Below are 23,312 nucleotides of genomic sequence, written 5' to 3' on the forward strand. Positions count from 1 at the left end.
ACAAAACCTGTGGGAGCGGGCTTGTGTGGCGAGGGGGCTTGCCCCCGTTGGGGCGCGAAGCACCCCTAAAACCAATCACCGCGATCTTGAATTTAGAAAGCAGTGACTGGTTTTACGACTGCTTCGCAGTCGAACGGGGGCAAGCCCCCTCGCCACACAAGCCCGCTCCCACAGGGGCCGCGTTCTATAAGGAGAATACTTTCATGCGTATCGGACTTGTCGGTTACGGCCATGGTGGCCGGTTTTTCCATGCTCCACTGATCAGCAGTTTGCCGGGTGCAGCTTTCGTCGGTGTGGTCACCCGTTCCGCCGAGCGCCGGCAGTTGCTAGCCACGGACCATCCCGGCGTGCCGGCCTTCGACAGCATTGGCCAACTGGTCGAAGCCGGGGTCGATGTGTTGGTGATCTCCACACCGCTCAAAGGTCGCCCGGCGCTGGTGCTCGACGCCATCGAACATGAGGTGGCAGTGGTCAGCGACAAACCGTTCGCTGCCGATGCGCAACAGGCGCAAACCCTGATCACCATGGCCGAGCGCCAGGGCGTGCAACTGAGCGTCTACCAGAACCGGCGCTGGGATTCGGACTTTCTCACCGTGCGCAAACTCATCGAGTCTGGTGCGCTGGGTCAGGTCACCCGTTTCGAATCACGTATCGAGCGCTATTCGCCGCAGTCGGTGAACAACGGCAGCGGCGGCGGTTTCCTGCGCGATCTGGGCAGCCACCTGGTGGATCAGGCGCTCCTGTTGTTCGGCCCCGTCACCCGGGTCTACGCCGAACTGGATTACCTGGAAAAAGGCCAGCCCTTCGACAACGGCTTCTTCATGTCCCTGACCCATGCCAACGGCGTGATCTCGCACTTGGGCGGCAGTTGCCTGCAGAACACCCCCGGCCCGCGCTTTCGCGTGACCGGCACCCAGGGCTGCTACAGCGTCGACGGTCTGGATGGGCAGGAGGCGTCGACCCTCGCCGGGCTTACGCCGAAATCCGAAGGCGAGCGCTGGGGCGTCGAAGAGCACCGGCGTTGGGGATGGTTTGAGCAGGGCGAGGTGCGTGAGCGGGTGCCGTCCGAGCGTGGCTGCTGGAATCAGTTCTATTTGCAGCTACAAACCGCGTTACAGAGCGGTGGCCCACTGCCGGTCGACGCCCGTGATGCACTGGCGACCACCCGCGTACTAGACGCCGCGCGGCTAAGTTTCGAGCGGCATCAAGTGGTGGCACTGAGCCCGTTCGAGAGCCATGGAATAAAATCAGAATAAAATTCTAAAATGAGTTGATATAGAAATTTTTTTCCAATAAAGTCATTTCCAGGTTGCCGACTATCAACGTCCGATCACGCTCAAGCAGGCCTTGAACGGGTGAAGGACGCACCAAAAACAAGAAACAAAAGCCAGGTACCGTCGATGAAAACCTTCAACTCTGCTTTGCATGCTTTACGTTCCGCGCTGCACCTCTCTCGCGACCTGCCTCGCGTCTCGTTTCATTCCTTCTTTCGCTTGCTTTGCGTCGAACGCAACGGCGCCCTGGTCTGCTGTATTCCGGGGGCACCGATTGTCCGCTTGCCCACTCACTGAAATCGTCACGCCTTATCCATAAAACCAACAAGAATGTGGAGAAAGACTTTTCATGAAGACCAAGATCCGTTTCGCCTCGCTGGCCTTGTCCCTGATGTTCGCCAGCGGCGCCGCACTCGCTGACATGAAGATCGGCGTCAGCATGTCGCAGTTCGATGACACCTGGCTGACCTACCTGCGCGAATCCATGGACACCAAAGCCAAGTCCTACCCCGATGGCGTCAAGCTGCAGTTCGAAGACGCCCGCAGCGACGTGGTCAGGCAGTTGAGCCAGGTAGAAAGCTTCATCAGTCAGAAGGTCGACGCCATTGTGGTCAACCCGGTGGATACCGCCGCCACCAAAAAAATCACTGAAGCAGCGGTCAAGGCCGGTATTCCACTGGTGTACGTCAATCGTCGTCCCGATGACATGAACCTGCCCAAAGGCGTGGTCACTGTCGCTTCCAACGATCTGGAGGCCGGCCAGATGCAGATGCAGTACCTGGCCGAAAAAATGGGCGGCAAGGGCGACATCGTGATTCTGCTCGGTGATTTGGCCAACAACTCCACCACCAACCGCACCAAGGGCGTAAAAGAGGTGCTGACCAAGTACCCGAACATCAAGATCGAGCAAGAGCAGTCCGGCATCTGGTCGCGGGACAAGGGCATGACCCTGGTCAACGACTGGCTGACCCAGGGCCGCAAATTCGACGCGGTCGTCTCTAACAACGACGAGATGGCGATTGGCGCGGCAATGGCCCTGCAACAGGCTGGCGTCGCCAAAGGCAGTGTGCTGATTGCCGGTGTCGACGGTACGCCCGACGGTTTGAACGCGGTGAAGAAGGGCTCTCTGCTGGTCTCGGTGTTCCAGGATGCCAAGGGGCAGGCGGACGGTTCGATCGACACGGCGGTGAAAATGGCCAAGAACGAACCGGTCGAGTCGGCCGTGTGGGTGCCGTATCGCTTGATCACGCTGCAAAACGTCGACACCTTCAAATAGCCCGTCCGTTCGATAACAACAATAAGCACGCAAGGTTGCGACGCGACCTTGCTGATGGAGGACCTGATCATGTTCGCTTCAGCGACTGCTTCGAGCACCCCGTTAGTGGGTATCCAGCCAACCGCAACACCTGTCGATGAGCCGTACCTGCTGGAGATCATCAACGTCAGCAAGGGTTTTCCCGGTGTGGTGGCCTTGTCCGACGTACAACTTCGGGTGCGTCCCGGTTCCGTGCTGGCGCTGATGGGCGAGAACGGCGCCGGCAAATCCACCCTGATGAAAATCATTGCCGGCATCTACCAGCCGGATGCCGGCGAGTTGCGCCTGCGGGGCAAGCCGGTGGTCTTTGAAACACCACTGGCTGCGCTCCAGGCCGGGATCGCAATGATCCACCAGGAACTCAACCTGATGCCGCACATGAGCATCGCCGAGAACATCTGGATCGGCCGCGAGCAGCTCAACGGCCTGCACATGATCGACCATCGCGAGATGCACCGTTGCACCGCCAAACTGCTGGAACGTCTGCGGATCAACCTCGACCCGGAAGAGCAGGTGGGCAACCTGAGCATCGCCGAACGGCAGATGGTCGAGATCGCCAAGGCTGTGTCCTATGACTCCGACGTCCTGATCATGGACGAGCCAACCTCGGCCATCACCGATAAGGAAGTCGCGCATCTGTTCTCGATCATTGCCGACCTCAAGAGTCAGGGCAAAGGCATCATCTACATCACCCACAAAATGAACGAAGTGTTCAGCATCGCCGATGAAGTGGCGGTGTTCCGTGATGGCGCCTACATTGGCCTGCAGCGGGCCGACAGCATGGACGGCGACAGCCTGATTTCGATGATGGTCGGCCGCGAGCTGAGCCAGTTGTTCCCGGTGCGCGAGAAGCCGATCGGCGATCTGTTGCTGTCGGTACGCGACCTCAAGCTGGACGGCATTTTCAAAGGCGTCTCCTTCGACCTGCATGCCGGGGAAATCCTTGGCATCGCCGGGTTGATGGGGTCGGGAAGAACCAACGTCGCCGAAGCGATCTTCGGCATCACCCCAAGCGACGGCGGTGAAATCCGCCTCGACGGCGAAGTGGTGCGCATCAGCGATCCGCACATGGCGATCGAGAAGGGCTTCGCGCTGTTGACCGAAGATCGCAAGCTCAGCGGCCTGTTCCCGTGCCTGTCGGTGCTGGAGAACATGGAAATGGCAGTCTTGCCCCATTACGTCGGCAACGGCTTCATCCAGCAGAAAGCCCTGCGGGCGTTGTGTGAAGACATGTGCAAGAAGCTGCGAGTGAAAACGCCGTCGCTGGAGCAGTGCATCGACACGCTGTCCGGCGGTAATCAGCAGAAGGCCTTGCTGGCGCGCTGGCTGATGACCAATCCGCGCATCCTGATTCTCGACGAGCCGACCCGGGGCATCGATGTTGGCGCCAAGGCCGAGATCTACCGGCTTATTTCCTACCTCGCCAGCGAAGGCATGGCGGTGATCATGATTTCCTCGGAACTGCCGGAAGTGCTGGGCATGAGCGATCGGGTCATGGTCATGCACGAGGGCGACCTGATGGGCACCCTCGACCGCAGAGAAGCGACCCAGGAACGGGTAATGCAACTGGCCTCGGGCATGTCCGCGGTTCACTAATGGATGCTGGCGGTGGCCATGGCTGCCGTCGCGACGTAATAGAAGGGTGAGTGGTTATGAACGCGATACTGGAAAACAAGCCTGCAGTGGCACCGGTCAAGAGTCGCCGGCGCCTTCCGACCGAGTTGAGTATCTTCCTGGTGCTGATCGGCATCGGCCTGGTCTTCGAAATGTTCGGCTGGATCGTGCGGGACCAGAGCTTCCTGATGAACTCTCAGCGTCTGGTGCTGATGATCCTGCAAGTGTCGATCATCGGCCTGCTGGCGATCGGGGTGACCCAGGTCATCATCACCACCGGTATCGATCTGTCTTCCGGTTCGGTGCTGGCGTTGTCGGCGATGATTGCCGCCAGCCTGGCGCAGACCTCGGACTTTTCCCGGGCGGTGTTTCCGTCCCTGACTGACTTGCCGGTGTGGATTCCAGTGATCGTCGGGCTTGGGGTGGGATTGCTGGCGGGGGCGATCAACGGCAGCATCATTGCGATCACCGGGATTCCGCCATTCATTGCCACCCTCGGCATGATGGTCTCGGCCCGCGGCCTGGCGCGCTACTACACCGAAGGTCAGCCGGTGAGCATGCTCTCGGATTCCTACACGGCCATCGGACACGGCGCGATGCCGGTGATCATCTTTCTGGTGGTGGCGGTGATCTTTCACATCGCCCTGCGCTACACCAAGTACGGCAAGTACACCTACGCCATCGGCGGCAACATGCAGGCGGCGCGCACCTCCGGGATCAACGTCAAGCGGCATCTGGTGATCGTCTACAGCATCGCCGGGTTGCTTGCAGGCCTGGCAGGAGTGGTGGCGTCGGCGCGGGCCGCGACCGGGCAGGCCGGGATGGGCATGTCTTATGAACTGGACGCAATTGCCGCAGCGGTCATCGGCGGCACCAGCCTGGCCGGTGGCGTAGGGCGGATCACCGGCACCGTGATCGGCGCGTTGATCCTCGGGGTCATGGCCAGCGGCTTTACCTTTGTCGGTGTTGATGCTTATATTCAAGACATCATCAAGGGGCTGATTATTGTGGTGGCGGTGGTCATCGACCAATACCGCAACAAGCGCAAACTCAAGCGCTGAAGCCGGAAGAAACACGAAAATGCGCCACGCCTGACCCGCGTGGCGCAGCCGTTTGTCTTCTATATACAGCCGCTCGACTGAATTTCTTGCTATAAACGCACTCCGATAAGCGGCTCAAAGCCTGCCGTAGCGCACTTTCAGGGCTTTGTCGGACAGATTTGCTGTCTTTTCAGTTGCTGAGGCCTCAAGTCGGCCTTAGACTGCCGCCCCTCGTAAATTGAGTGCCGGGTGGCGCTTGGAATAAACGGCGCCTTTCCAATGACCGCCTCAGGTTCAACGGATCGCTCCCTAATTCGCCTTAATGCACGTTTTTTTATAGAGATATCAATGACAAAGGACAAGTTGCTGGCCATGCCGGCGGATGACTACATGAATGCCGAGCAACATGCTTTTTTCTCCGAGCTGTTGCAGAACATGAAAGTCGAAACCCATGAGCGCATCGAGCAGAATCGCATCGCCATCGAGAGCCTGGACACCCCGGCCGATCCGGCTGACGCGGCTTCCGTTGAAGAAGAGCGCACCTGGCTGGTGAACGCGATCGATCGTGACCAGCGCATGCTGCCTCAGTTGGAACAGGCCCTGGAACGCATCAAGGAAGACAGCTTTGGCTGGTGCGATGACAGCGGCGAGGCCATCGGCCTGAAACGCCTGCTGATCAGCCCGACCACCAAGTACTGCATCGAAGCTCAAGAGCGTCACGAACAGATCGACAAGCACCAGCGTCAGGCCTGATTCTGTGGGGTAACCAGTTAATAACTGGTTGCCACTGAAAAGATCGCGGCCTTCGGCAGCTCCTACAGATTTATGCGAACCCATGTAGGAGCTGCCGAAGGCTGCGATCTTTGCTTTTCGACGTCTGCGAAAAATCCCACGCACTTCTATTGATCTGCTTCAACCCCCCACTACTAATGGACCATAGATAATGGCTTTGTAGTGGCGTTTAATGCGATCACAACAATTAGAAGACGCGTGGGGTGACGAAGATGACGAGGGACGGATCTCTGGTTGAGGCAATGCCTGCACCAGTACTTTTGCCGAAAAACCTTTGGCTGACGCCGACCCTGCAAAGCATCGCCCTGATGCTATTGCTGTGCGGCATGGCATTGGCTGGCTGGTCGCTTTACATTGGCCTGCCGTTGGCCGTGCTGATTATCTGGCTGCCGCGCCTGCGCTCGCGCACTCTCCCTGAGGCGAACGCTGCGGACAGCACCAGCGCCATCGCTGGATTGACTCGCGATCTCTCCTACACCACCAGTCATAACGCCTTGTCGGCCGCCGGCGTGGCCTATTCGGTCAAGCAACTGGCGGACAAGCTGCAATCGCAGCTCAACGCCGCGGCGCAGATTGTCAGCAGCGCCGAAGTGATGATCACCACCGAACACGCTACGTCGAAGCTCAGTCGGGAAGCCTTGAGCGCAGCCAGCGAAGCCCATCAGAGCAGCGCGGCAGGGCGCACGGAACTGGTCGAGTCCATTGCGCGCATGCATCAACTCAGTCAGCGCGCCAGCAGCAGCCGCGAGCTGATCGAAGCTCTGAGCTTGCGCAGCGACGATATCCAACGGGTCACGCTGGTAATCCAGTCCATCGCCAGCCAGACCAATTTGTTGGCGTTGAACGCGGCCATTGAAGCGGCGCGGGCCGGCGAGCACGGTCGCGGCTTTGCGGTGGTGGCCGATGAGGTGCGGGGGCTGGCCGCGCGCACGGCGACGGCGACTGGTGAAGTCGGGGAGATGGTCGCCGACATTCAACAACGCACGGCGCAAGTGGTGGAGCAGATTCGTCAATTGGCGAGCGATCTCAATACTGGCGTCGCGCAAGTCGAGCACACCGGACAGCACCTGGAAAACATCGCGCGCCTGGCCGCGGGCGTCGAAAGACAGGTCGGGGAAATCGCTCAGGGCGCGGACACCAACCGCGAACAACTCGACAGTCTGTTCCACGCCATCGAACAGATGCGCAGCGATTTGGCAATCAGCGACCAACAGACTCAGCGGCTCGCCCAGGCAGCGGTGCAAATGGAAGGGCAGGCCGAAACCATCAGCGAACGCCTCGCCGCAGTCGGACTGGATGACTATCACCAGCGGATTTACGACCTGGCCCGCGAAGGGGCGAGTCAGATTGCGGCACGCTTCGATGCGGATATCGATCAGGGCCGGATCAGTCTCGATGATTTGTTTGATCGCAATTATCAGGCGATCCCCAACACCAGCCCGGCCAAATACCAGACCCGCTTCGACCGCTACACCGATCAGGTATTGCCGGCGATTCAGGAACCGTTGCTGCCGCGCCATGAAGGTCTGGTGTTCGCCATCGCCTGCACGCAGCAGGGTTATGTGCCGACCCACAACACCGTGTTCAGCAAACCGCTGACCGGTGATGTGCAGGTCGATACCCTGCAAAACCGCACCAAGCGCAAATTCGCCGACCGCACCGGGATCCGCTGTGGCAGCCATCAACAGGCCGTGTTGTTGCAGACTTACACCCGCGACACCGGTGAACTGATGCACGACCTGTCGGTGCCGATCATGCTCAAGGGCCGGCATTGGGGTGGTTTGCGCCTGGGTTACAAGCCGGAAAGTCCTCGCTGAGAGGAAGAGTGCAGGGCTGCCTGGTTGGCGCAATTGAGTGCCGAAATCCCCGGCAGCCTGCATTGAACCCAGGCTAGTGGATCTGGTGCATGCGCAGGTTCAGGTCGTCGACCACATGCGCCCAATCGGCGTCTTCACGCAGTTGTTCCTTGAGGAAGCCGGCTTGTTGCGGGGTCCAGAACTCGGCGTCAATGAGTTTCTTGTCATCGGCCAAGGGGGAATGACGGGCAATGAAATCGTCGATGGCCTTCTCGCTGGAGTCCAGGCCGAGCTGATCGAACAAGCCTTTCAAATCATGTGTGGGTGAATCCATCTTCATCTCCTTGCAGATAATCCGTCGCGTCGAGTGCGAGATCCGAGGTGCGGCTTCATTGCATCTGAGAGGCATCTGAGAGAACCGCGCTTCAGGAGTTCGATAGCGATATTCAAAAGCAGGGATGAGCATAGACTGCAAATCCGATGATCAGGCTTTCAATGCTCCTTCATCGACGGCAAGCTTCAAGGCTTTCGCAGCTTCCTGGGCGGCGACGGTCGCGACATCCGCGGTCTTGAACCAGCGATCCTTTTCGACCTGGTGATACGTCACAGTGGTCAACGGCGGTTTGGCGCGCATGATAATGACTGCCTGGAATTCGCCTTCGACCTCTCTGGCTTCGCCCCGGATAAAAAATTCACCGATATCAAATTCCGTCACGTAGCAGTCTTCCCTTGGAAATAGTTGTTGTGTTGAACGCCGTCCGCCCTGGGGACGGGTTTCATTGGTCGGGCAGTATGGCAGTAGTTGCCTGCCGGCGGCTGAGTTAAGTCGCCGGTGTGACGAAACGTCTATAGAAGTGAATGCGAAAGGTGCCTCAGCTGCTTGCCTCGAGTGAACGGGCAAGGGCGCAGGCATCGTTATGATTGCCGCGGAAACCTCTTACACGTCCGGTGGATATTTCCCTGATGTGGAAAAAGGCGTTACCGGCCAATACCACCTGAAAACGTGGGAGTAGACGCTCTTCGGGCAGGAAGTCTTGCTGGCAAAGCACCATCGAATGCAGAGGTGACGAGCCGTTTGTGTGCCGTGTGTGAGGCTGGGCAAAGTGAGTCATTGTGCACATATGAAGTCCTTTTCGTGGTTTTACCGACGTGTGTACGTTGTTATGGGTAGTCTCGGTGAGCATGGCTGCTCTAGAATCGCCATCAATGGTTGGCGATTGATGCCCATCTAAAGCAATTTTTTACTGGCGATATGTCGGAAAAGTGCTTTTTTTAAAGAGATTTTTCCCTAAAGTTGGTAATCCGGTTTTATCTGGCCGTCAGAAGGGCATTTTCCTTCAACATCTGACGACCGCCAGGCAAGACGACGTGAGGGAAGTTCCAGTAATCTTCTCAAACCTCGCGGTGAATGGGCCCTCTGCTCGTTCCAGGATTCGACCCGGGTCATTTGGCTACACCTCGGCATTGCCGCTTTTTTCTGCTGTGCGCATTTCCGGTGCATGGCGTCATTTTCAGATGTGGGGATGTTTCCTTGGCAGTAAGTAATCTCGATATGCATGCTTTGTTCGTACTGGGTGATTTGCGCGCAAAGCTGGTTAAACAGTTTCAGTCACGTTTCGTCTACATCACCGAACAGAACGCTGAAGGCATTTACATTGCCGAGCTCGACACTGAATCAGCGCTGGTGGTGGATGACAAACCAGGGCTTAAACTCAAGGTCGGCGATCATTTCAGCGCTTCCGTATTGCCCAGTCGCGAAGGCGGCAAGCTGGACATCAAGTTCCGCGAAATCAAGCTGACGGTGTACGGGCTGGGGGATTACGCGTTCGTGACCACCGCAGACGGCCACGGCATTGTGTTCAAGGAAGGTCATAGCGTGGTGATGGTGTTCGCGGCCCATCAACAATTGCAGGAAGGCCTGACCAAAACCCTGAAAGCCGTGACTGCCAAGGCCGCCAAGTGGCGCAAGGGCGAACTGGTGACCTTCAAGGCCAGCGAGTAATGACCCTGACCCGCGCCGATTTCCACGAACAGAACCAGGCCAGTGCCCACGCCGAGGCGCAGCGGCTGTTGGCTCAAAAGGCCGTTCTACAGGGAGCCTGGCTGAGTTGGGTGGCGTCACAGATCTACCTTTTGCGTCCGGCGGCGTACGCCAGCATGGTCAGAAGAGAGCTTGCACGCTTGCAGGAACCTTCCGAAAATTAATCCTCGCCCCTCGAAAGCAGGAACCTCAACTACAGTCAGATGACTGAGTATTCAGAGGCTTGCGGTCTTCTTTGTCAGGCCATCCTGCTATTTGCTGTGAACAGCACGAGGTGCAAAAGCATGAAGGGATTTCGACGGTTACTGGCCGCTACCCTGGCCACGTTCAGTTTATTGGCTTCACCCGTTCCGGTGTTCGCTGCCCAGGCGCCGATCCATTTCGCCGACCTGAACTGGGAAAGTGGCAGCCTGATCACCGATATCCTGCGGATCATTGTCGAGAAGGGCTATGGCTTGCCGACCGACACCTTGCCGGGGACGACCATTACCCTGGAGACCGCGCTGGCCAACAATGACATCCAGGTCATTGGCGAAGAATGGGCCGGTCGCAGCCCGGTCTGGGTCAAGGCAGAGGCCGAGGGCAAAGTCGCGGCCCTGGGCGATACGGTCAAGGGTGCCACCGAGGGCTGGTGGGTGCCGGAGTACGTGATCAAGGGCGACCCGGCCAAGGGCATCAAGCCGATGGCGCCGGATCTGCGCAGTATCAGTGATCTGCCACGCTACAAAGATGTGTTCAAAGACCCGGAAACCCCGGGCAAGGGGCGTTTTCTCAACAGCCCGATCGGCTGGACATCGGAAGTGGTCAACAAGCAGAAGCTCAAGGCGTATGGGCTGGACGACAGCTACGTGAACTTTCGCAGTGGTTCGGGAGCGGCGCTGGACGCAGAGATCAGTTCGTCGATTCGTCGCGGCAAGCCGGTCCTGTTCTATTACTGGTCTCCGACGCCGTTGCTCGGCCGTTTCAAGCTGATTCAGCTGCAAGAGCCGCCGTTCGACGCCGAAGCCTGGAAAACCCTGACCGACGCCGGCAACCCCAATCCGAAACCGACTCGCTCGCTGCCCTCGAAGCTGTCCATCGGCGTGTCCACGCCATTCCAGAAACAATACCCGCAGATTACCGAGTTCTTCAGCAAGGTCGATTTGCCGATCGAAGCGTTGAACAAGGCCTTGGCTGACATGAGTGAAAAACACACCCCGCCACGTCAAGCGGCGGAGGCGTTCATGAAGGCGCACCCGGACGTGTGGCAGGCCTGGGTACCCAAGGATGTGGCAGACAAAGTCTCTGCGGCCCTGAAATAAAACCGATTTATGTACACCCGAAATTCTCGGGTATACATAAATCCCGTAGGAGCTGCCGCAGGCTGCGATCTTTTGATCTTGTTTTTTTAAAAGCCAGGTCAAAAGATCGCAGCCTGCGGCAGCTCCTACGGGGGAGATAGCGAATACCCTTACAAAAACCCGTAAGGAAGTTCATCCTGCTGCAACATTTCACGCTGGATGTCTGAATATGAGCCTTTTGGTCGCGCAATGGATTGCTGCAATCTTTTTATTGATCAGCCTGGTCCACCTGTATTGGGCTGCGGGTGGCAAGTGGGGCAGCGAGGCGGTGGTGCCGCGAGTGCCCGGGGAGGGCGGTGAGGCATCAAGGCCCGCGTTCAAGCCGTCGGGCTTTGCCACGTTGCTGGTGGCGGTGGGTTTACTGCTGATCGCGATGCTGGTGTGCCTGCGGGTCGGGCTGTATCTGCCCACGGTGCATCATTGGTCGCTGCAATGGGTGATCAGCGCGATTGCGATGCTGATGTTCGCCCGGGCGATCGGCGATTCTAATTTGGTGGGGTTCTTCAAGCAGGAGAAGGAATCGAGGTTTGCCCGGCTGGATACGTGGGCGTATTCGCCGTTATGTGTGGTGTTGGGGGCCGGGTTGTTGGCAGTGGCCTGGATCTGATTCGGGACAAGCAAGATCAAAAGATCGCAGCCTTCGGCAGCTCCTACGGGTTTGATGTCATACGCCACAATTGTGATGACCATGACCAATGTAGGAGCTGGCGAAGCCTGCGATCTTTTGATCTTAGCTCCCGGTTTCCGTCCGCCGACTACTCACCTCAGCCGGCACATCATCCCCCGCCATGCGCTTGCGAAACAGCGCCGCCCGAGCCAGCAATAGCGTGGTCACCGGCACCGTGATCGACAATAGAACCGGAATCAGCCAGGCATGCAGCACCGGCTCCGACTTGAGCGCCGAAAAGTAAATGATCGAAGCCAATGCCACGCACCACGCGCCCAAGGTCGAGGCCAGCGCCGGAGGGTGCATGCGCTGGAAATAATCCTTCATCCGCAGCAGCCCAACCGCACCGATCAGCGTAAACAGGCTGCTCAGCACCAGCAGAATCGCCACCGCAATTTCCACCCACAGAGACAGTTCAGGCCTCATTCGATCACCTCGCCACGCAGCAGGAATTTGGCCAGGGCGAACGAGCCGACGAAGCCGAACAGGGCGATCAGCAGCGCCGCCTCGAAGTAAGTGTCACTGGCATAACGAATGCCCAGCGCAAGCATCATCAGCATGGCGATGATGTACAGGTAGTCCAGCGCCAGAACCCGATCCTGGGCCGACGGGCCCTTGAACAGGCGGATCAGGGTCAGAATCATCGCCACCGAAAAGATGAACAGACTCAGCAGGATCGCGTTCGACAGCAATGCGCTCATTCGAAGATCTCCATCAAGGGGCGCTCGTAGGTCGTCTTGAAGTGCTGGATGAATTGGTTTTCGTCATCCAGATCGAAAACGTGCAGCAACAGAATGCTGCGATCCAGCGCCAATTCCGACCAGACCGTGCCGGGGACCACCGTACAGATCATCGACAGCGCCGCCAGGCCGTTGGCATCGCGCAAATCCAGCGGCACCTTGATGAACCGCGAGCGGGGCGCACGACGGCCCGCGTTGAGCACGCCCCAGGCCACGGCGAGGTTGGACACGATCACGTCGCGCCCGACCAGCAAGAACAAACGCAGGATCACCCCGGGACGACGAATGCGGATCGGCAGCGGTCGCAGCTTGCGCATCATCAACGGCGCGCAGAACCCCAGCATGGCGCCCAGCAGTAGATTGCCGGGGCTCATCGACAGGTTCAACACCAGCCACAGCAGCCACAACGCCAACGACAGCCACGGTGCAGGAAACAGACGCTTCATGGTTGCACCTCCAGCAGCGCAGTCTTGGCTTGCGGGCCTGGAATTACACGGGTTTCGAGCACCGCCATCACGTATTGCTGCGGGTTGTTCAATGCATCGGCCGCAGCTTGGGTGTAGCGCAGCAGCGGTTCAGCCTTGAACGTCAGCGCAATGCTCAGCCCCAGCAGAATGACAATCGGCACGCATTCCAGGCGCCGCAGCAATGGCGACGGCCGCTCTTGCGGGGTCCAGAAACGCTGGATGCCCAAACGCGAGAAAGCGATCAGCGAGGCCAGCCCGGACAGGATCAACAGGGCGAGCAAGCCCCACGCGCCATTCGATATCGGTTCGTCGCTGCCATTACCCAGCCCCAGCGGATTGAGCAAAGCGCTGAGCAGACTGAGTTTGCCGATAAACCCGGAAAGCGGCGGCATACCGATGATCAGCAGGGCACAGGCGATGAAGCTCAAGCCGAGGAACGCCATGGTCCAGGGAATCACCTGGCCGACCACGGCTTTGCGGTCGTCATCGAGGTTGAAGCCTTTGGGCGGCTGCAAGGATTCCAGGGGCCGTGGAAGCAGCTCGCCGTCATCGAACAGCGGCATTTCGTTGGCTGAACGCGAGCGCTCGATCAACTCGGCCAGCAGGAACAGCGCGCTCAAGGCCAGGGTCGAGCTGACCAGATAGAACAGCGCCGCGCCGATCAGGTTCGGCTGGGCGAAACCGATGGCCGACAACAGAATGCCTGCCGACACCAGAATGCTCAGGCTGGCCATGCGTTCCAGGCGTTGGGCTGCGAGGATCGCCACGGCGGCGCAGACGATGGTCGCCATGCCACCGTAAATCAGCCAGTCGCCGCCGAAGTACGCGGATGCCCCGGCCTGTCCGGAGAACAGCAGCGTCCACAGGCGCAGCAAGGTGTAGACGCCGACCTTGGTCATGATCGCGAACATCGCCGCCACGGGCGCGCTGGCCGCGGAATAAGCCGGCACCAGCCAGAAGTTCAGTGGCCACATCCCTGCCTTGGCCAGGAACGCCACCGCCAGAATCGCCGCGCCGGCATGCAGCAAGCCGCGATCGGCTTCCGGCACCAGCGGGATTTTCAGCGCCAGGTCGGCCATGTTCAGCGTGCCAGTAACGCCGTAGATCAGCGCCGCGCCAATCAGAAACAGCGACGAGGCCAGCAGGTTGATCGAGATGTAATGCAGCCCCGACGACACCCGCGCCCGACCCGAACCGTGCAGCATCAGTCCGTAAGAGGCAGCCAGCAGCACTTCGAAAAACACGAACAGGTTGAACAGGTCTGCCGTCAGGAAGGCGCCGTACAGGCCCATCAACTGAATCTGGAACAGCGCGTGGAAACTCGAACCGGCGCCGTCCCAGCGAGCCATGGCGAACAGCAACGCACTGACGCCGATGATCCCGGTCAGCACCAGCATCAGCGCCGACAGACGATCGACCACCAGCACAATGCCGAACGGCACCTGCCAGTTGCCCGGCAGGTACACGCCGATGGAACCGGGCACGCCGGTGGTTTGGGTCCATTGCAGCAACATCACGGCAATGCCCAGCCCCAGCAGGCTGGAGAACAGATTGATTTTGGCCTTTAACGGACGGTGTTTCTCGCCCAGCATCAGCATCACCGCGGCGGTCAGCAGCGGTAGCAGAATCGGTGCCGCGATCAGGTGCGCCATCGGATTCATTCTTTAGGCTCCCGGCCATCCACATGGTCGGTACCGGTCAGGCCCCGGGAGGCGAGCAGCACCACCAGGAACAGCGCGGTCATGGCGAAGCTGATAACGATCGCGGTCAGCACCAACGCTTGCGGCAGCGGGTCGGTGTAGTGCAGCAAATCCTGAGGCACGCCGTCCTTGATGTTCGGCTCCTTGCCGATGAACAGGCTGCCCATGCTGAAGATGAACAGGTTGACGCCGTAGGACAGCAGGCACAGGCCCATGACTACCTGGAATGTCCGTGGCCGCAGCACCAGCCACACGCCGGACGCGGCCAGCACACCGATGGCGATTGCGATGACTTCTTCCATCAGATGGCTCCTTGCGTGGCAGCCGCTTTGGCCATGGGCTTGGGTTGCGCGCTGGTTTTATGACCACGGACCGATTGGTGGGCGAGGGCGGTGAGGATCAACAGCGTCGAGCCGACCACCACGGCGTACACGCCAATGTCGAAGAACAGCGCGCTGGCGATGTGAATGTCGCCCAGCAGCGGCAATGTGAAATGCCAGGTGTGGGTGGTGAGGAATGGATAGCCAGCCGCCATCGCCCCGAGCCCGGTGACCGTGGCGAACAGCAGCCCGGTGCCCATCCAGCGCAGCGGTCGCAGGCTCATTTGCGCCTCGACCCACTGGGTGCCGGCGACCATGTATTGCAGGATGAATGCCACCGACATCACCAGGCCGGCGACGAAACCGCCACCGGGTTGATTGTGCCCGCGCATGAACAGGTAGACCGACACCACAAACGCAATCGGCAGCAGCAGACGCACCAGCACCGCTGGCACCATCATGAAACCGAGCGCGGTGTCGCTGGCGTGACGCGGGTTGACCAGATCGGTGACCACGTCGGGTGCGAGCAAGCGCTGTTGCGCCGGCAGTTGCAGGCTTTCTTTTGGAGGGCGGAAGCGTCGCAACAGGGCGAACACGGCCAGCGCCACCGCCACCAGCACGGTGATTTCGCCGAGGGTGTCGAAGCCACGGAAGTCCACCAGCATCACGTTGACCACGTTGCTGCCGCCGCCTTCGGGCAGTGCGCGACTGAGGTAGAACGAGGAAATGTCGTTGGGCGTCTGGCGGGTCAGCATTGCGTAGGACAGCAGCGCCATGCCGCCACCGACCGCGATCGACAGCGCCAAATCGCGGATACGGCGGATGCGGGCCTTGCGCAGGCTGCTCGGCAACGGCGAGACCTCTTCGATCCGTCGTGGCAGCCAGCGCAGGCCGAGGAGGATCAACACCGTGGTCACCACTTCCACCGCCAGTTGCGTCAGCGCCAGATCCGGCGCCGAGAACCAGACGAAGGTCACGCAGGTCATCAGGCCGCAGACGCTGACCATGGTCAGGGCTGCGAGCCGGTGATACTTGGCTTGCCATGCCGCGCCAAGGGCGCAGGCGATCGCCAGCAGCCAGAGGATCACGAACACGATCGAGCCCTGAATCTTCGGCCGGTCGCCCCAGCTCAGGCTGCTGTGCAGCATCGGGATCAATCCGGCGAGCACCGCAGCGAGCACCACCAGGAACAGTTGGGTTTGCAGGCGCCGGGTGCTGATTCGCCGCTCTAGACGACGGGCCAGGCGCATCATGATCACCAGGCTGCGCTCGAACAGGCGCTTGCCATTGAAGTGGCTGATCACCGGCGGGTGCGTGAAGCGCCCGCGCTTGAGCTGATTGCGCAGCAGTAGATAGAGCGTGATGCCGCAGGACATGGCGATCAGACTCATGATCATCGGCGCGTTCCAGCCGTGCCAGATTGCCAGGCTGTACACGGGCAACGTGCCGCCCACCACCGGCAATGCCGCCGCCGCGAGCAACGGGCCGACCACTTGCGCCGGGAAGATCCCCACCACCAGACAGGTGAACACCAGCAACTCCACCGGCGCGCGCATCCAGCGTGGCGGTTCGTGCGGGGTGTGCGGCAGGTCGGTGGCGGTCGGGCCGAAGAACACGTCGACGGTGAAGCGCAGGGAGTAGGCGACGCTGAACGTCCCGGCGATGGTCGCGACGATCGGCAAGGTCATCTCGATCCAGGCCGTGGCGTTGATGAACACGGTTTCGGCGAAGAACATCTCTTTCGACAGGAAACCGTTGAGCAGCGGCACGCCAGCCATGGACGCGCTGGCGACCATGGCCAGGGTGGCGGTGAACGGGATCAGTTTGATCAGGCCGCTGAGTTTGCGAATGTCCCGGGTGCCGCTTTCGTGGTCGATGATCCCGGCAGCCATGAACAGCGAGGCTTTGAAGGTGGCGTGGTTGAGAATGTGGAACACTGCGGCCACGGCGGCCAGCGGACTGTTCAGGCCCAGCAGCAGGGTGATCAGGCCCAGGTGGCTGATGGTCGAGTAGGCCAGCAGGCCCTTGAGGTCGTTCTGAAACATCGCGCAGTACGCGCCGAGCAACAGGGTGCAGGCTCCGGCCCCGCTGACGATGTAGAACCATTCTTCACTGCCGGACAGCGACGGCCACAGGCGTGCGAGCAGGAAGACCCCGGCCTTGACCATGGTCGCCGAGTGCAGATACGCCGAAACCGGTGTCGGCGCCGCCATGGCGTGGGGCAGCCAGAAGTGGAAGGGGAATTGCGCACTTTTACTCAGGGCGCCGATCAGGATCAGGGGAAGCAGAATAGGGTAGAGGGCATGTGCGCGAATCAGATCGCCGGCGGCCAGGACCTTGTCCAGGTCATAGCTGCCGACCACATGGCCGAGCAGCATGACCCCCGCCAGCAAACACAAGCCGCCGGCACCGGTGACCATCAACGCCATATAGGCGCCACGTCGCGCATCGGCGCGGTGGTGCCAGTAGCCGATCAACAGGAATGAGAAGAGGCTGGTCAGTTCCCAGAAAAACACGATCTGGATCAGGTTGCCGGAAATCACCAACCCCAGCATGGCGCCCATGAACGCCAGGAAAAACGCGAAGAAACGCGGCACCGGATCGTCCGGCGACATGTAGTAGCGGGCGTACAGAGAAACCAGTGTGCCGATGCCCAGCACCAGCATCGAGAACAGCCAGGCAAAACCGTCCATGCGCAGAACGAAGTTCAGGCCAAGGCTCGGTAACCAGAAGAATTCTTCGCGGATCACGCCGCCATGGGCGATTTGCGGGTACAAGAGGGCGACCTGGATGGTGCCGATAAGGGCAACCAGGCCAGCCAACAGCGATTCGGTGTTACGCGCGTTGTGCGGCAGCAAGGCTGCCAGACAGCTGCCGATAAAAGGCAGAAGCAGTAGAACTATCAGAGACATAGGCTTCTAATCTGCGGAAGTTTGTGAAGCATCATACGTGCCAGCTCCCGGATCACCAAACGCCAAGCTGTCGCAGAATCCTACAAGGTAAGCGGAAAATTCCTGTTTATCATTGTTTCAAAGGAGATGGGGAATCCCCGAAAAGATCGCAGCCTTCGGCAGGTCCTACAAGGGAATGCGTACTCCTGTAGGAGCTGCCGAAGGCTGCGATCTTTTGATCTTGCTTTTAATTGCCGCTTTCACTCTCCAAGGCTTCATCAACTTCGGAAGCAACCTTCCCCTTAGTCTTCAACTCACTGACAATCACCGCCGCCACAATCAACCCCGCCCCGACCAACGCAATCGCCGGCAATCGCTCCCCGGCAATCCGCCCGACAATCCCGGCCCACACCGGCTCCCCGGCATAGATCAGCGTCGCCCGCGTCGGCGAAACACTCTTCTGCGCCCAGTTCATCGCCACCTGAATCGCCGCACTCGCCGCGCCCAGCCCCAATGCGCTGCACAATAATAACCAGGAGAATCCCGGAATCACTTCCTGAGTCGGCACCACCATCAGAAATGCCAGCACCGAAGTCACCGCCAGTTGCACCACCGTCACCCGGCGCACGTCGACCTGGCCGGCATAGGTGCTGATCAGAATGATCTCCGCCGCAATCGCCACGGCGCTGATCAATGTGGCGATTTCACCGGGGCTGAAATTGAACGAAGCGCCGGCAGGTCCCGACAGCAGCATCAACCCGGTAAAGGCCAGCATGATCCCGATGCTCGGCATCAACCCCGGTCGCCGACCCAGCACCAACCATTGCAGCAACGGCACGAACGGCACATACAGCGCGGTAATAAACGCCGACTGACTGCTGGGAATGCTCTGCAAACCCACGGTCTGCAAGCCGTAACCGAGCATGATCGCCACGCCGATAAACGCCCCGGCCTTGAGTTCGAACAGGGTCAGTTCGCGCAGATGACGCCAGGAGAACAGGGCAACGATGCTCGCCGCCGCAGCAAAACGCAGACCGACGAAAAACATCGGCCCGCTGACGGTCATTGCATGCTGCACCAGCAAAAAGGTCCCGCCCCAGACCATGGTGATCAGCACCAGCACGCACTCAGCTTTGCTGAACCGTGAGAAACGGGAGGAAGCAGGGGAGGAGTTCACCGACGTCATGACCTTGCGCGCTACCTGAGGGAGACGCACAATGCGCCGGAAGTTGGGCAGTATACTGCGCAACACCATCAAGTGAGCAATATAGTGCACAAAGATTCCACCCAACGGGCGTCGGTTCTCCAGCACGTCAGCCAGAACGTCCGACGTCTGCGCCACGCCGCCGACATGAGCCAGACCGCTTTGGCCGAAAAGTCCGGGGTCAGCCGCCGGATGCTGGTGGCCATCGAGGCCGGCGAGAAGAATGTCAGCCTGACCACCCTCGACCGTGTTGCCGAAGCGCTGGACGTAGCCTTCAGCGACTTGATCCAGGCTCCCGACGCCCGCGACCCGAGCCGCATCAACGAACTGGCATGGGCCGGCACGATCCCCGGCAGTAAAGCGGTGCTGTTGTCGAAAGCCACCGCCACCCGCGAAGTTGAACTGTGGGAGTGGCGCCTCGAACCGGGCGAACATTACCCATCGGAACCGGATGCGGAAGGCTGGAGCGAACAGCTCTATGTGTTCGAAGGCTGCCTGACCCTGATGCTCGGCGACCAGCCGCAGCAAATCGCTGCCGGTGAGTTCTTCATGTTTGCCAGCAACCAGCCGCATTCCTATCGCAACGACGGGGAAGTGGCGGCGCGGTTTGTGCGTAATGTGGTGATCTGACTGTTTGCCGACCAACACTGGATAAGCACTTTGCTGTTTTAAAGCTGCAAGTGTTTCTCGGATAGTTAATTAAGCTATTGAAATAAAACAAATTTAATTTCAGGCACGACTCCTGCAAAAGCTCTGGGGCATTCACCAGAACCCGGAGTCGGCCCATGACAGCCTCTGCCCAACCCCCTCGCACCGCCCATGTGATCCGCTCGGACGCCGAAGCCATCGCCGTCGCTCACAAGCTCGCCGCACGCTTCGCTATCGAGGCCAGCACTCGTGACCGCGAGCGACGTCTGCCGGTCGCCGAACTCGACGAGTTCTCTGCCAGTGGTTTATGGGGCATCACCATTCCCAAAGAATACGGCGGTGCCGGCGTGTCTTATGTGACGGTCGCCGAGGTGATCAAGATCATTTCTGCCGCTGACCCGTCCCTCGGCCAGATCCCGCAAAACCATCTGGGCGTGCTCGACATCCTGCTGCAAACCGCCACCGAAGCGCAGAAGCGCTATTACTTCGGCAAAGTCCTCCAGGGTTATCGCTTCGGCAACGCCTTCTCTGAATCCAAAAGCAAGAATGCCGGTGCCTTTGAAACCCGTATTCGTTTCGATGAAGACACCGCGCAAATCGACGGCGAGAAGTTCTACTGCACCGGCGCCTTGTTCGCGCACATCGTGCCGGCGGTGGCGGTCGATGAAGAGAACAAGGCTTTCATCGCCTTCATCGAGCGCGACAATCCCGGGTTGACGGTGATCGACAGTTGGGACGGTTTCGGCCAGCGCACCACTGCCAGCGGCGGCGTGACCCTGAACGCGGTGAGCGTGCCTTTGAGCGCGGTGATCCCGGCCCACAAGGCGTTCGATGAACCCACCGCCGACGGCCCTATCTCGCAAATCATCCAGGCTGCCGTGGACACCGGCATCGCCGTCGGCGCCCTGGAAGAAACCAAGCGCTACGCTCGTGAAGCCCGACCATGGATCGACAGCCAGCAGAATCACGGCTGGCAGGATCCGTTCAGCATCGCCGCGATCGGCGATCTGGAATGGCGGGTTCATGGCACCGAAGCGATCCTGAAAAAAGCCGGCCAAGCCATCGACGCCGCGTTGCTCAAACCCAATGAAGACACGGTTGCCCGCGCCTCGGTCGTGGTCGCACAGGCGAAAGTCCTCTCTGCCGAAATCGCCTTGCTCACCAGCAGCAAACTCTTCGAACTCGCCGGCACCCGCTCGGTGCTCGGCAAGTACAACCTCGACCGTCACTGGCGCAACGCCCGGACGCACACCCTGCACGATCCGGCGCGCTGGAAATATCACTTGATCGGCAACTACCTGCTCAACGGCGTGAAGCCTGCGCGCCACGCCTGGAACTGAGGAGCCCACCATGAACGCTTTGACCCAACCGATTGTTACCGGGCAGCCCCTGGCCAAGCCTCAGCACGACCTGCACAACGCTCGCACGTTGCTTGATGCGACCCTGCGTTTCGTCCGGCAAAAGACCCAAGCCACGGCTGATCCTTTCGTCATCAGCCGCTTCGGCGACTTGCACATCCGCATCGAAGTCGCCGCCGCGCTGCTCGAACGCGCCGAAGACTTTCTGAACAGCGTTGATGACGACACGGAAATCAGCGTCGCCATCGCCGAGTCGCACCTCGCCAGCGCTGATGCTTTAAATGCCGTCAGCAATGCCGAATTCGAACTCACCGGCCAACGCACCGTGTTGCCTGGATCGCTGGATGATCCGCTGCGTTGGAAACTCCACCTCATTGGCAACTTCCGCCTCAACGGCATCCATCCACCCAGCGTGCGGAGTATTGGTTGATGGCCCGTGAAATTCGTCTCAACGCCTTTGACATGAACTGCGTCGGCCACCAGTCGCCGGGTTTGTGGGCGCATCCGCGGGATCGATCCTGGCAGTACAAGGACCTGGAGTACTGGACCGATTTGGCGAAAATCCTTGAGCGCGGCAAGTTCGACGGTTTGTTCATTGCCGATGTGCTGGGCATTTATGACGTCTACAACGGCAACGGTGACGCAGCGATTCGTCAGGCGGCGCAGGTGCCGGTCAACGATCCGCTGCAACTGATTCCGCCCATGGCGCTGGTGACCGAGCATCTGGGTTTTGGCCTGACCGCGTCGCTGTCCTTCGAGCACCCGTATCCGTTCGCCCGACGCCTGTCGACTCTCGACCACCTGACCAAGGGCCGCGCCGGCTGGAACATTGTCACGTCGTACCTGGAAAGCGGCGCGAAGAACCTCGGCCAGAAAGCCCAGACCGAACACGACGCCCGTTATGACTTCGCCGAAGAGTACCTGGAGGTTTGCTACAAGCTGTGGGAAGGCAGCTGGGAAGAGGGCGCGATTCTGCGGGATCGCGTGCGGCGGATTTTCAGCGATCCGAGCAAAATCCACGAGATCCGGCACGTCGGCAAACACTTTCAGGTGCCAGGGATTCACCTCTGTGAACCCTCGCCGCAACGCACACCTGTGCTGTATCAGGCCGGCGCCTCGAGTCGCGGCAAGCAGTTTGCCGCCGAGCATGCTGAGTGTGTGTTCGTCGCCGCGCCGTCGAAAGTGCTGCTGAAGAAAACCGTGGCCGACATCCGTCGTCGTGCGGCCGAGGCGGGGCGCGATCCGTCGAAGATCCTGATCTTCAATCTGCAAACGGTGATCCTCGGCGAGACCGACACAAAGGCCAAAGCCAAGTTTGAAGAATACAAAACCTGGGTCAGTTATGAGGGCGCCATGGCGTTGATCTCGGGCTGGACCGGGATCGATTTCAGCCAGTTCAAACCGGATGAACCGCTCAAACACGTGCACACCAATGCCATTCAATCGGCGGTGGAGGCGTTCTCCACTGCGGACCCGAACAAGGTCTGGACGCCGAACGAACTGGCCGATTGGGTTGGGATCGGTGGTTTCGGGCCGCTGTTTGTCGGCAGCCCCGAGACCGTCGCCGATTTGCTGCAGGAGTGGGTCGAGGAGACCGATGTGGATGGCTTCAACCTGGCTTATGCGTTGACCCATGAAACGTTCATCGATGCCGTGGAGTTGCTAGTGCCGGAGTTGCAGAAGCGCGGGGTGTACAAGACCGAATACGCACCGGGGACCTTGCGCGAGAAGTTGTTTGGCGAAGGGGCGCGATTGCCGGAGATACATCCGGGGGCAGGCTATCGAGACCTGGCGGAGTTGCGGCGGCAGGAGAAGAAAGTGGTGTCTGCGTAGACGCCTTCGCGGGCAAGCCTCGCTCCTACAGGTTTCGGATCGCCGGCGATATTTGTGGACGACACAAAACCCTGTGGGAGCGGGCTTGCCCGCGAAGAGGCCAGCACATTCAACATTGATATCACCAGTTACACCGCTTTCGCGAGCAAGCCCGCTTGTGTCTTGGGCAGGAATTAGACTGAGGGTGAGAGCGGTGAGTGGCAAGCTGAATGCCCGGAGTGCTTAAAGCACGTGTGGGAGCCCATGCTGCCATTCACCTCTCCGCTCTGGTT

General features: G+C 59.8%; 24 protein-coding genes. 14 read left to right on the top strand and 10 right to left on the bottom strand.

Features of this window, described 5'->3' with window-relative positions:
* Nucleotides 1-203: 203 nt before the first annotated feature.
* From KGB18_RS28930 to KGB18_RS28955, 6 genes are all read left to right on the top strand, one after another.
* The gene (locus KGB18_RS28930) at nucleotides 204-1,256 is read left to right on the top strand and encodes a Gfo/Idh/MocA family oxidoreductase (RefSeq protein WP_223570923.1); all 1,053 of its coding nucleotides are present in this window, start codon (nucleotides 204-206) and stop codon (nucleotides 1,254-1,256) included.
* Between the two features lie 367 nt (nucleotides 1,257-1,623).
* On the top strand, nucleotides 1,624-2,550 hold the full coding sequence (locus tag KGB18_RS28935; RefSeq protein WP_123722251.1) for a sugar ABC transporter substrate-binding protein: 927 nt from the start codon (nucleotides 1,624-1,626) through the stop codon (nucleotides 2,548-2,550).
* Nucleotides 2,551-2,619: 69 nt separating this feature from the next.
* A complete protein-coding gene (locus KGB18_RS28940) occupies nucleotides 2,620-4,185 on the top strand; it encodes a sugar ABC transporter ATP-binding protein (protein ID WP_123722252.1) in 1,566 nt (521 codons plus the stop codon).
* Between the two features lie 56 nt (nucleotides 4,186-4,241).
* On the top strand, nucleotides 4,242-5,264 hold the full coding sequence (locus tag KGB18_RS28945; protein ID WP_052966875.1) for an ABC transporter permease: 1,023 nt from the start codon (nucleotides 4,242-4,244) through the stop codon (nucleotides 5,262-5,264).
* 327 nt (nucleotides 5,265-5,591) lie between these two features.
* Nucleotides 5,592-5,996 (top strand): TraR/DksA family transcriptional regulator, encoded by a 405-nt coding sequence (locus KGB18_RS28950; RefSeq protein ID WP_007907888.1) that lies wholly within the window; start codon nucleotides 5,592-5,594, stop codon nucleotides 5,994-5,996.
* Nucleotides 5,997-6,628: 632 nt separating this feature from the next.
* Entirely contained in the window at nucleotides 6,629-7,852 is a 1,224-nt protein-coding gene (locus tag KGB18_RS28955) for a methyl-accepting chemotaxis protein (RefSeq protein WP_410003854.1), read from the top strand.
* A 73-nt stretch (nucleotides 7,853-7,925) separates the two neighbouring features.
* Here KGB18_RS28955 and KGB18_RS28960 read toward each other — a convergent pair whose 3' ends face one another.
* The 3 genes from KGB18_RS28960 to KGB18_RS28970 all read right to left on the bottom strand — a co-directional run bounded on the left by KGB18_RS28960 (nucleotide 7,926) and on the right by KGB18_RS28970 (nucleotide 8,952).
* Nucleotides 7,926-8,165, bottom strand: a complete 240-nt coding sequence (locus KGB18_RS28960; RefSeq protein ID WP_007907886.1) for a DUF2789 domain-containing protein — start codon at nucleotides 8,163-8,165, stop codon at nucleotides 7,926-7,928.
* Between the two features lie 150 nt (nucleotides 8,166-8,315).
* Nucleotides 8,316-8,546: a hypothetical protein gene (locus KGB18_RS28965; RefSeq protein ID WP_052966877.1), complete on the bottom strand. Its 231-nt coding sequence runs from the start codon at nucleotides 8,544-8,546 to the stop codon at nucleotides 8,316-8,318.
* A 157-nt stretch (nucleotides 8,547-8,703) separates the two neighbouring features.
* Nucleotides 8,704-8,952, bottom strand: coding sequence for a hypothetical protein (locus tag KGB18_RS28970; protein WP_123722254.1), 249 nt, complete (start codon nucleotides 8,950-8,952; stop codon nucleotides 8,704-8,706).
* A 410-nt stretch (nucleotides 8,953-9,362) separates the two neighbouring features.
* Here KGB18_RS28970 and KGB18_RS28975 point away from each other — a divergent pair, with 410 nt between their 5' ends.
* From KGB18_RS28975 to KGB18_RS28990, 4 genes are all read left to right on the top strand, one after another.
* On the top strand, nucleotides 9,363-9,833 hold the full coding sequence (locus tag KGB18_RS28975; RefSeq protein ID WP_007907879.1) for a hypothetical protein: 471 nt from the start codon (nucleotides 9,363-9,365) through the stop codon (nucleotides 9,831-9,833).
* Entirely contained in the window at nucleotides 9,833-10,036 is a 204-nt protein-coding gene (locus KGB18_RS28980) for a hypothetical protein (protein WP_123360817.1), read from the top strand. The genes KGB18_RS28975 and KGB18_RS28980 overlap by 1 nt, the downstream gene beginning before the upstream one ends.
* Before the next feature lie 120 nt (nucleotides 10,037-10,156).
* A complete protein-coding gene (locus KGB18_RS28985; protein ID WP_223570924.1) occupies nucleotides 10,157-11,173 on the top strand; it encodes an ABC transporter substrate-binding protein in 1,017 nt (338 codons plus the stop codon).
* 208 nt (nucleotides 11,174-11,381) lie between these two features.
* On the top strand, nucleotides 11,382-11,819 hold the full coding sequence (locus tag KGB18_RS28990; protein ID WP_123722256.1) for a DUF3995 domain-containing protein: 438 nt from the start codon (nucleotides 11,382-11,384) through the stop codon (nucleotides 11,817-11,819).
* Nucleotides 11,820-11,942: 123 nt separating this feature from the next.
* Here KGB18_RS28990 and KGB18_RS28995 read toward each other — a convergent pair whose 3' ends face one another.
* The 7 genes from KGB18_RS28995 to KGB18_RS29025 form a co-directional block, all read right to left on the bottom strand.
* Nucleotides 11,943-12,305: a Na+/H+ antiporter subunit G gene (locus KGB18_RS28995; protein WP_123722257.1), complete on the bottom strand. Its 363-nt coding sequence runs from the start codon at nucleotides 12,303-12,305 to the stop codon at nucleotides 11,943-11,945.
* On the bottom strand, nucleotides 12,302-12,580 hold the full coding sequence (locus KGB18_RS29000; protein WP_052966881.1) for a K+/H+ antiporter subunit F: 279 nt from the start codon (nucleotides 12,578-12,580) through the stop codon (nucleotides 12,302-12,304). Before KGB18_RS29000 ends, KGB18_RS28995 begins: the two co-directional genes overlap by 4 nt.
* Nucleotides 12,577-13,065 carry a Na+/H+ antiporter subunit E gene (locus KGB18_RS29005; RefSeq protein WP_123722258.1) on the bottom strand — a complete coding sequence of 163 codons (489 nt, stop codon included), beginning with the start codon at nucleotides 13,063-13,065 and terminating at the stop codon, nucleotides 12,577-12,579. Before KGB18_RS29005 ends, KGB18_RS29000 begins: the two co-directional genes overlap by 4 nt.
* Nucleotides 13,062-14,747 (bottom strand): monovalent cation/H+ antiporter subunit D, encoded by a 1,686-nt coding sequence (locus KGB18_RS29010; RefSeq protein ID WP_201060769.1) that lies wholly within the window; start codon nucleotides 14,745-14,747, stop codon nucleotides 13,062-13,064. Before KGB18_RS29010 ends, KGB18_RS29005 begins: the two co-directional genes overlap by 4 nt.
* On the bottom strand, nucleotides 14,744-15,088 hold the full coding sequence (locus tag KGB18_RS29015) for a Na+/H+ antiporter subunit C (RefSeq protein WP_008029186.1): 345 nt from the start codon (nucleotides 15,086-15,088) through the stop codon (nucleotides 14,744-14,746). Before KGB18_RS29015 ends, KGB18_RS29010 begins: the two co-directional genes overlap by 4 nt.
* Nucleotides 15,088-18,018, bottom strand: coding sequence for a monovalent cation/H+ antiporter subunit A (locus KGB18_RS29020; RefSeq protein ID WP_201060768.1), 2,931 nt, complete (start codon nucleotides 18,016-18,018; stop codon nucleotides 15,088-15,090). The genes KGB18_RS29015 and KGB18_RS29020 overlap by 1 nt, the downstream gene beginning before the upstream one ends.
* Before the next feature lie 226 nt (nucleotides 18,019-18,244).
* Nucleotides 18,245-19,252 carry a DMT family transporter gene (locus tag KGB18_RS29025; protein WP_201121312.1) on the bottom strand — a complete coding sequence of 336 codons (1,008 nt, stop codon included), beginning with the start codon at nucleotides 19,250-19,252 and terminating at the stop codon, nucleotides 18,245-18,247.
* A 15-nt stretch (nucleotides 19,253-19,267) separates the two neighbouring features.
* Between KGB18_RS29025 and KGB18_RS29030 the strand changes: the two genes are divergently transcribed.
* From KGB18_RS29030 to KGB18_RS29045, 4 genes are all read left to right on the top strand, one after another.
* Nucleotides 19,268-19,831, top strand: coding sequence for a helix-turn-helix domain-containing protein (locus KGB18_RS29030; protein ID WP_050681569.1), 564 nt, complete (start codon nucleotides 19,268-19,270; stop codon nucleotides 19,829-19,831).
* Nucleotides 19,832-19,986: 155 nt separating this feature from the next.
* Nucleotides 19,987-21,189: an SfnB family sulfur acquisition oxidoreductase gene (locus KGB18_RS29035; RefSeq protein ID WP_223570925.1), complete on the top strand. Its 1,203-nt coding sequence runs from the start codon at nucleotides 19,987-19,989 to the stop codon at nucleotides 21,187-21,189.
* Between the two features lie 10 nt (nucleotides 21,190-21,199).
* Nucleotides 21,200-21,637: an acyl-CoA dehydrogenase gene (locus KGB18_RS29040; protein WP_223570926.1), complete on the top strand. Its 438-nt coding sequence runs from the start codon at nucleotides 21,200-21,202 to the stop codon at nucleotides 21,635-21,637.
* A complete protein-coding gene (locus KGB18_RS29045; protein WP_223570927.1) occupies nucleotides 21,637-23,040 on the top strand; it encodes an LLM class flavin-dependent oxidoreductase in 1,404 nt (467 codons plus the stop codon). The genes KGB18_RS29040 and KGB18_RS29045 overlap by 1 nt, the downstream gene beginning before the upstream one ends.
* Nucleotides 23,041-23,312 lie beyond the last annotated feature (272 nt).

It is taken from the genome of Pseudomonas sp. BF-R-26, from assembly GCF_019947395.1.
In the GTDB taxonomy this organism is placed as follows: domain Bacteria; phylum Pseudomonadota; class Gammaproteobacteria; order Pseudomonadales; family Pseudomonadaceae; genus Aquipseudomonas; species Aquipseudomonas farris.

Bases quoted from the DNA above. Each gene is read 5' to 3' on its own strand.
- KGB18_RS28930 (WP_223570923.1), top strand. From the start codon at position 204: ATGCGTATCGGACTTGTCGGTTACGGCCATGGTGGCCGGTTTTTCCAT.
- KGB18_RS28935 (WP_123722251.1), top strand. From the start codon at position 1,624: ATGAAGACCAAGATCCGTTTCGCCTCGCTGGCCTTGTCCCTGATGTTC.
- KGB18_RS28940 (WP_123722252.1), top strand. From the start codon at position 2,620: ATGTTCGCTTCAGCGACTGCTTCGAGCACCCCGTTAGTGGGTATCCAG.
- KGB18_RS28945 (WP_052966875.1), top strand. From the start codon at position 4,242: ATGAACGCGATACTGGAAAACAAGCCTGCAGTGGCACCGGTCAAGAGT.
- KGB18_RS28950 (WP_007907888.1), top strand. From the start codon at position 5,592: ATGACAAAGGACAAGTTGCTGGCCATGCCGGCGGATGACTACATGAAT.
- KGB18_RS28955 (WP_410003854.1), top strand. From the start codon at position 6,629: ATGATCACCACCGAACACGCTACGTCGAAGCTCAGTCGGGAAGCCTTG.
- KGB18_RS28960 (WP_007907886.1), bottom strand. From the start codon at position 8,165: ATGGATTCACCCACACATGATTTGAAAGGCTTGTTCGATCAGCTCGGC.
- KGB18_RS28970 (WP_123722254.1), bottom strand. From the start codon at position 8,952: ATGTGCACAATGACTCACTTTGCCCAGCCTCACACACGGCACACAAAC.
- KGB18_RS28980 (WP_123360817.1), top strand. From the start codon at position 9,833: ATGACCCTGACCCGCGCCGATTTCCACGAACAGAACCAGGCCAGTGCC.
- KGB18_RS28985 (WP_223570924.1), top strand. From the start codon at position 10,157: ATGAAGGGATTTCGACGGTTACTGGCCGCTACCCTGGCCACGTTCAGT.
- KGB18_RS28990 (WP_123722256.1), top strand. From the start codon at position 11,382: ATGAGCCTTTTGGTCGCGCAATGGATTGCTGCAATCTTTTTATTGATC.
- KGB18_RS28995 (WP_123722257.1), bottom strand. From the start codon at position 12,305: ATGAGGCCTGAACTGTCTCTGTGGGTGGAAATTGCGGTGGCGATTCTG.
- KGB18_RS29000 (WP_052966881.1), bottom strand. From the start codon at position 12,580: ATGAGCGCATTGCTGTCGAACGCGATCCTGCTGAGTCTGTTCATCTTT.
- KGB18_RS29005 (WP_123722258.1), bottom strand. From the start codon at position 13,065: ATGAAGCGTCTGTTTCCTGCACCGTGGCTGTCGTTGGCGTTGTGGCTG.
- KGB18_RS29010 (WP_201060769.1), bottom strand. From the start codon at position 14,747: ATGAATCCGATGGCGCACCTGATCGCGGCACCGATTCTGCTACCGCTG.
- KGB18_RS29015 (WP_008029186.1), bottom strand. From the start codon at position 15,088: ATGGAAGAAGTCATCGCAATCGCCATCGGTGTGCTGGCCGCGTCCGGC.
- KGB18_RS29020 (WP_201060768.1), bottom strand. From the start codon at position 18,018: ATGTCTCTGATAGTTCTACTGCTTCTGCCTTTTATCGGCAGCTGTCTG.
- KGB18_RS29025 (WP_201121312.1), bottom strand. From the start codon at position 19,252: ATGGTGTTGCGCAGTATACTGCCCAACTTCCGGCGCATTGTGCGTCTC.
- KGB18_RS29035 (WP_223570925.1), top strand. From the start codon at position 19,987: ATGACAGCCTCTGCCCAACCCCCTCGCACCGCCCATGTGATCCGCTCG.
- KGB18_RS29040 (WP_223570926.1), top strand. From the start codon at position 21,200: ATGAACGCTTTGACCCAACCGATTGTTACCGGGCAGCCCCTGGCCAAG.
- KGB18_RS29045 (WP_223570927.1), top strand. From the start codon at position 21,637: ATGGCCCGTGAAATTCGTCTCAACGCCTTTGACATGAACTGCGTCGGC.